At 63.3% G+C, this 7,151-nt stretch carries 5 protein-coding genes and 1 pseudogene; all 6 read right to left on the bottom strand.

The window, feature by feature from the left end; all coding sequences use genetic code 11:
• A partial coding sequence (gene tssC, locus ADK28_RS27885; RefSeq protein WP_048797256.1) for a type VI secretion system contractile sheath large subunit occupies positions 1-844 on the bottom strand: 844 nt, incomplete at its 3' end.
• Positions 845-847: 3 nt separating this feature from the next.
• Complete coding sequence (gene tssB / locus ADK28_RS27880; protein ID WP_016927260.1) at positions 848-1,384, bottom strand: type VI secretion system contractile sheath small subunit; 537 nt, start codon at positions 1,382-1,384, stop codon at positions 848-850.
• A 122-nt stretch (positions 1,385-1,506) separates the two neighbouring features.
• Positions 1,507-2,538, bottom strand: coding sequence for a type VI secretion system protein TssA (gene tssA, locus ADK28_RS27875; RefSeq protein WP_048797255.1), 1,032 nt, complete (start codon positions 2,536-2,538; stop codon positions 1,507-1,509).
• A gap of 23 nt (positions 2,539-2,561) precedes the next feature.
• Positions 2,562-3,281, bottom strand: a complete 720-nt coding sequence (tagF, locus tag ADK28_RS27870; protein WP_048797257.1) for a type VI secretion system-associated protein TagF — start codon at positions 3,279-3,281, stop codon at positions 2,562-2,564.
• 18 nt (positions 3,282-3,299) lie between these two features.
• Positions 3,300-6,935: a type VI secretion system membrane subunit TssM gene (gene tssM / locus ADK28_RS27865; RefSeq protein WP_048797254.1), complete on the bottom strand. Its 3,636-nt coding sequence runs from the start codon at positions 6,933-6,935 to the stop codon at positions 3,300-3,302.
• Positions 6,935-7,151 (bottom strand): annotated as a pseudogene (locus ADK28_RS33200) (type VI secretion system protein TssL); the annotation flags it as partial. The gene tssM and the pseudogene ADK28_RS33200, both read right to left, overlap by 1 nt.

Raw genomic sequence — 7,151 nt, 5'->3', positions numbered from 1 at the left:
CGTTGGTCCAGGTGTAGTTGCCGTGGGTCGCGCCGTCGGTGTCTTCTTCGAAGTCAAACTCGTCCACCGGGTTGGTGCGGATGCCGTACGGCAGGCGCGCCAGGAAGCGCGGCATCACCAGCCCCAGGTAGCGCGCGTCTTCCGACTCACGCAGGCTGCGCCAGGCGGCGTACTCGGTGTTCTGGAAAATCTTGGTCAGATCGCGCGGGTTGGAGAGCTCCTGCCAGGACTCCATCTGCATCACGCTCGGCGCGGTGCCGGCGATGAACGGGCAGTGCGAGGCGGCGCCGATCTTGGCCATTTCGCCCAGCAGCTCCACGTCCTGCGGGCTGTGATCGAAGTAGTAGTCGCCCACCAGGCAGCCGAACGGTTCGCCGCCGAACTGGCCATACTCTTCTTCGTAGACTTTCTTGAAGATCGGGCTCTGATCCCAGCCCACGCCTTTATAGCGCTTCAGCGTGCGACCCAGCTCCTGCTTGGAAATGCTCATGAAGCGGATCTTCAGCATCTCGTCGGTTTCAGAGTTGTTGACCAGGTAGTGCAGGCCGTGCCACGCGCCTTCCAGCTTCTGGAAATCGTCGTGGTGAATGATCTGGTTGATCTGCTGCGACAGCTTTTCGTCGATTTCCGCGATCAGCGCCTGGATGGTGCGGTAGGCGTCGGAAGAAACGGTGACGGTATTTTCCAGCGCCTGCTGCGCCAGGGTTTTCACCGCGTTCTCGACTGCTTCTTTGGCCTGGTCGGTCTTTGGCCGGAACTCTTTGTTCAACAGCGCGCTGAATTCATCGCTGGAAAAAGTCTCGGTGGTTTGCAACGCATTCTGTTGCTGAGGCGAGTTGCTCATCGATTAATCCTCACGCTCGTTGTTGTCATCGTTAACCGCCGGCTTCGGCGCGTCGGTCAGGGATTGCAGCAGCGCCGGGTTTTGCAGGATCTTGGAGATCAGCTCTTCGGCGCCGTTCTTGCCGTCCATGTAGGACAGCAGGTTGGAAAGCTGGGTGCGGGCGTCCAGCAGATTGTCCAGCGCGTCGACCTTGCGGGCGATAGCGGCGGGGGAGAAGTCTTCCATGCTTTCGAAGGTCAGATCGATGTTCAGCTTGCCTTCGCCGGTCAGGGTGTTGTCGACCTGATAAGCGACGCGCGGCTTCAGCGATTTCATGCGCTCGTCGAAGTTGTCGACGTCGATTTCCATGAACTTACGCTCCTCCACGCTGGCTTGCGGATCGACCGCTTTCCCCACCAGATCCGCCATCACGCCCATCACGAACGGCAGCTGGATTTTGCGCTCTGCGCCATAAATTTCGACATCGTATTCAATCTGTACGCGCGGCGCGCGGTTGCGGGCGATGAATTTCTGCCCGCTGCGGGATTTCGAGTTTGACATGATTTACTCCATCTAATGGCGATTGGGAACGCGCCTCGTCCGGCTGGGAGAGTCAGGTTCTGATTCGGGTCTGCGCAGGGGCAGACGGTATCGGGTGTCGTTAAGAGAACAAAAGTCGGCGGCTAGCTGTTCTCCTCGTGGTCGGGGCGACCGAGAATGGTCTCCAGTTGGTTAAGCCCATCGGGCGCCAAATCGCGGACGATTTGCATAAAGTCCAGCGTAATCAGTCGCTGTACCCGATCGATCATCAGCGGCGCCGGGTGGCTTGGCTCATGAAGACGAAAATAGTTTTTCACCTTGTCCAGCATTAGCTGGGCGTCATCGCGCGACTGGATCTGCGCGCTGCGCCAGTTGAGCGGGGCAGAGGCGCTCTGCACGGCTGCCGGTGGCTGCTCAGCGGCGGTTTCCTGTGTGGCGTCCGCTTCGGTGGCGGCCGGGGCCTCGCTCTGGCCGGCGAGCGCCACCAGAGAAAACACCTTGGTCAGCGCGCTCATTTCCGGCAGCGCGCTTTCCCCCAGATGGCGGGTCACTTCGCTGCGGATGGCGCTCAGGGTGTTGGCGATGCGCGTCACCAAGGCGCCCTCGGGGCGATCCTGCTGCGCCAGTTCATCCTGCAGCCGCGCGCGGCCACCGGGAAAGTTGGGGCACTCCTGCTTGCTGCCGTCGAGCAGGGCGCCGGCATCGCGCAGCGAGATTTCTCCGGCGGCGCTTTTCAGCAGCGGGGCGGCGCGCACGCTGGCGGCCAGCGCGGCCTTGTCGCCAAGGTCGGCCAGCGCGTTGATGCGAAACAGCGGGTCGGCTTCCCCATCGAACTCCAGCGGCGGCTGCAGGGTGTCCCAGTAACGGGTCATCGACTGGTGGACCAGCGTCAGCCCGTCGGCGTAGCCCGGCAACCCGCGCAGCTGGGTCCAGGCGCGGGTGAGATACAGCATGACGCGCAGGTCTTTGGTGCGCGTCAGCAGCGAGGTCGCGAGGCGCTCGACCTGCACCCAGTCCGGCGCTTCTTCCGGAATGATGGTGCTGCCGAACTGTTGTTCGGCCTTGCCGGTGGCGGCTTGTTCCATCGCCAGAAAGTCGGCGTCGTATTCCAGGTTGTCGCCGCAGGGATTGTCCGCGCCAACCGGGGCCAGCAGGGTATCGGTATCGATAGCCATAAAATTTCCTTCAACGAACGATGTTAATCAAACATTTGCGGGTACTGGCCGCCACGGCCAGGGCGCGCCCAGCCGTTGGGCTCGAACAGCAGTGAAAACAGCTGCACGGTGAGGTTGCCGCTGTGCACGTGGGTGTAGAGCGGGTGTCCGTCTGCCTGATTGGTCCACCAGAAGCTGGTGTACTGCGCCGGATCGAAGCAGTCGGCGGCCTGTTGCCAGCCGAGGCCCGGCACGTCCGGATGCTGGAAACCGATAATCGACAATATTTCGGAATCCGCTTCCGCCGGCGGGCTGGGCAGCACCGGGATCGCCTGCAGCGCGCGGTCGATCTGCTCGGCGGAGAAACCGTTGCGCACGCCGTTCAGCAGGGTATGACCGAGCTGTTGGTACCAACTCGCCGCCATGTTCAACTGTTGCGATCGCCAATCCTGCTGGCTGAACAGGCGCAGCGCGCAGATCGGGTAGCGCCGCCCGACGCGGTCGCGCGCCGGCAACAGGCAGCCCATCTGCACGTACTGGCTGCCGAGCGTGGCGGGGATCACGAAGTTCCACACCGGCGCGTTGCTGAATGGGTGATCGTTAGGCCCTTGCGCATCGCGCTGCAAATTCACCAGCCCGTTATGGAACCAGTGGGCCCAGTTGTTGACCACCGGATCGGGCAAGCGGCGTTGCAGGAAATCGCCGGCGGAGGGGAGTTTGCCGTACCAGCCAATGCTCGTCGGGGCGCTTGAATCAGTGCTCATGGTCATGTCCTTTCGGGGCTACGGGCACGAGAAGGCCGGCAGTTGGAACGGATTGCGGATGCTGTTGGGCGTAAACTCCAGCGTGACGCGGTGGCCGTCGAGATTGAAGGTCGCCTGACGGCCGAGGCCGGCGGTGCCCGACGATTGCGCCATGTCCACCAGACGATTCAGCGCCCACGGCCCGCTGGTCACCAGACTGGCCGTGGTGCCGTTGGCCAGCGCCAGCTGCAGATGCACCTGGTTGGTATTGCGGGTGCCCGGCCAACTGACCACCAGCGGCACCTGTGGGCCGTGGCTGTATTTGAACAGCTGCCCGTCGATATCCAGCGTCAGGTTGAGGATGTCGTTATCCATCCGCACCGGCCGCACGGTCACGCGGTAAGAGGGCGTCGCGGTGCCGTTGGCGAAAAAGGCGTCGCGGATGCGCTGCGCCTGCTGGAACGAGCGCAGGATGCCTTCGCCGCCGGGCAGCGTCTTGCCGTCCACGCCGGGGGTGAAACGCCAGTTGGCGCGGGTGGTGTCGACCTTGCCCTGCAGGTTGTCGCGGAAGAAGCTGTCCATCAGCCCGCTGTTCGGTGCGAACATGCGCGCCAGATCGTCCGGCGTCACTTCCTGGCGCGCCCGGGCCACCAGCGGATAACGCCCGGCGATCGCCTGGCGGCAGAAGCTGCCGACCTCGAAGCTGATGCGTTTTTTCACGTTCTCCATCTCTTTGCGCTGGGTGTCGCTGCTGGCGCCGATCGCCAGCGACAGCAGCATCTGTTTGAACGGCACCGGCAAGCGGCCGGACTCGGCCTGCAGGCGCGGGATGATGTCGCTCGGCGGCGCTGACATGCCGCTGTTGGCCGCGCCCTGAACCGCCGTCAGATAGCTGTACAGCTCATCGACCTGCTTCAGCACGCTGTCGAAAGGTATCGCCTTATTGCCTTCGCCCTGGCTTTGCGCCAGCTCCAGCAGCGGCGCGAAGTGCGCCATCACCAGCTGTTCCGGCTGGGCCGACACGTCGCCGTCGGCGTTGGCCGGCCGGTTGGTGAACAGCGCCTCCAGCGTGCGGTTGGCGTTTTGGTTCAGCCTGTCTTCGGTTTTGGCCAGCAGCGAGCGGGAGTCGGCGTCGCTTTTCTCGTCGCGCAGGGTGACGTTTTTGCTGACGTTGACCAGCAGGTTACGCATCGGCGACGGGTTGCCTGACAGCAGGCGCGCGCTGCTGATGCGTTGGGTCAGGTTGCCGATGTTGGCCAGTTGGATATCCCCCAGCAGCTCATCCCAGGCGCTGATGAAATCCTGCATGTACAGCTGGCGGATGGTCTTGGTCAAATCGGCGCTCTTCTGCTCCGGCGTCTGGCTGTTCAACACCCAGACGTCTTCCTTGCGCAGGGTATCGGTCACCGGATCGATGTTGTCGTTGAACGCTTTCCAGTACCCTTGTGAGGTGAACAGGCCCGGCACGCCGTCGGTGACCGGTTTGCCGCTTTTGCGGCTGAACGCCAGCTCGGTTTGCGGGCCGGCCAAATCGACCAGGCTGACCGGCTTGATGTCGGTCTGTTTCAGCAGCAGGCGCTTGAGGCGGCCATAGACGCGCTGCGACAGCGGCGCCCGGTTGATGGCGGCCTGCGCCTGCGCCACCAGCTGTTCGTCTTTGGCGTAGGGCGAGGCCTGGATCTGCGCATCCAGCAGTTGGCTCAGGTGCCATTCGATCTGTTGCAGCTGTTTTTGGGTGCTGCCCTGCGGCAGGTTGCGCTGCAGGTTGAGCATCACCCAGGCGCGCAGGAATTTGCCGTCGTACTGCTTCGGCAGATACAGCATCTGGTAGGCCTTCAATGCTTCATAGCTGAAGTCCGCGTCGCCGTGGTTATCGTTGCGCAGCGTGGTGGCGATCTGTTGCGCCACCTGCGGCAGCAGCAGCTCTTTCAGCGCTTTTTGGTACAGGGCATTGCCGGCGTCACCGACCTGATCGCCGCGGAACAGCCCCATGCGGTAGGTGAACGGCGGATCGTCCAGCGAAAAGTTCTGGCTGTCCGGCAGGTGCAGCAGGCTGTTGAGGAACGGCAGCAGCGAGAACATGTCGCCGTTGCCCACCTGCGTCAGGCTTTGCCCCTGGCGCTCGACGCCGGGCACCTTGGCGGCCACTTCCGCCAGATAGGCCTTGTTGTTGCCGTAGCTGGTGAACCAGAGCATCGCCAGCACCGCCAGGATCACCGCCAGCGCGATGTACCCCGCCCAGTGCAGGGCGCGATTGCGGTATTCCCACCAGCGGTTGCTGCCCGCCAGCCCGGATTCCTGGAAGACCACCGATTCCAGCGTCTCTTTCAGGAAGAAGCTCTGGCCCTTGGCCGCCGGGATTGGCGTTTCCTGGCCCACGCTGTCCCAGGCGGTGTTGGCCTGCGCCCCTGAGTTTGCCGTTGGCAGCTGCAGGTAACGGTTCAGCTCGCCCATCACTCGGTCGAACGGCAGGCCTTCCTGGGTGCCGCTGGTGAAATAGATGCCGCGCGGGGTAAAGCGGGTTTCAAAACTGGAGGTGGCGAACACCTGATCCAGATAGTGGCTCAGCAGCGGGCGCAGCGCGGCGAATTCCTGCGGGAACAGGTAGCTTTCGGCGCGCTGGCGCGCGTCGTGTTCCATCAGCAGCGTATCCGGCAGCGCCGCGTCCAACCGCTGTTGCAACAGGGCGTAGTGCTGTTCGAAGGCGGCGTTCAGGTTGAAGTCCGGCTGCCGCGAGCGCTCGTAAGGGAAGGTGAACCCCCAGATCTGGTCGCGCTGCGCTTTGTCGAAGCTGCCGAAATAGGCCATAAAGCCGTTGAGCAGGTCGGTTTTGGTCACCAGCACATAGACCGGGAAGTGAATGCCCAGCTGTTCATGCAGTTCGATCAGGCGTTTGCGCAGCGCGCTGGCCTGGGCGGCGCGCGCTTCGGCGCTGTCGCTCAGCAGATCGGCGACGCTGATGGTGACCATCACGCCGTTGATTGGCTGGCGGGTGCGATATTTTTTCAGCAGCGCGACGAAGCTTTGCCATTCGCCGGCGTCTTCTTCGCGCTGGCTTTCCTGGGTGGTGTAGCGGCCGGCGGTGTCGAGCAGCACGGCGTCGTTGGTAAACCACCAGTCGCAGTTGCGGGTGCCGCCCACGCCGCGCAGCGCGGATTTGCCGAAGCGATCCGCCAGCGGGAAGTGCAGGCCGGAATTGACCAGCGCGGTGGTTTTGCCGGCGCCGGGCGCGCCGATGATCACATACCACGGCAGCTGGTACAGGTATTGGCGGCTAAAGCGGGTCATCCAGCGGTGTTTGCCGTCGCCCTGGCCCGGTGCGAAGCGCGCCTTTTTCAGCAGCTGCGCCGCTTCGTCGAAGCGCTGCGCCAACTGATCGTCTTGTTTAACCTCGGGCTTGCCGTCTTCCGCCGGCACCGTTTCGGCGGCGCGCAGGTTGCTCAGCAGGCGGCTGTTGAACCAGGCGCTGTAGAGGCGCGGGATCAGGCGGCACAGGAACCAGATCAGGTAGATGACGCCAATGGCGATCTGGCGGTTGAGTTCCGGCTCCAGCGGGCGATAGTCGCCGATGGCCACCAGCGGGCCGATCATCCAGATGATGAACGCCAGCGCGGTAATGCCGACAAAGCCCCACAGCAGGCGGCTGGTGATGATGGAGAATAACGTACTGAGCATTACTTTCCGGTTCCTTGCGGCAAGCCGTTGATTTCCGCCTGGGTGTTTTCCGGGGCGACCAACAGCGTAATTTCTACCCGGCGGTTCAACGCGCGGTTCACTTTGTTATCGTTCGGCGCGACGGGGTTGCTCTCGCCGCGGCCCTCGGCCTTGACCCGCTGCGGGTTGGCGAGGTGTTTTTGCAAGCGGGCGCTGACCGCTTCGGCGCGCGCCAGC

Origin of the sequence: Serratia sp. 506_PEND (assembly GCF_001076875.1) — a bacterium.
GTDB lineage: Bacteria > Pseudomonadota > Gammaproteobacteria > Enterobacterales > Enterobacteriaceae > Serratia > Serratia marcescens.
This window is presented reverse-complemented; position numbering and strand designations above follow the sequence as displayed.

Coding starts and splice junctions, on each gene's coding strand:
- tssB (WP_016927260.1), bottom strand. CDS start 1,384: ATGTCAAACTCGAAATCCCGCAGCGGGCAGAAATTCATCGCCCGCAAC.
- tssM (WP_048797254.1), bottom strand. CDS start 6,935: ATGCTCAGTACGTTATTCTCCATCATCACCAGCCGCCTGCTGTGGGGC.
- tagF (WP_048797257.1), bottom strand. CDS start 3,281: ATGAGCACTGATTCAAGCGCCCCGACGAGCATTGGCTGGTACGGCAAA.
- tssA (WP_048797255.1), bottom strand. CDS start 2,538: ATGGCTATCGATACCGATACCCTGCTGGCCCCGGTTGGCGCGGACAAT.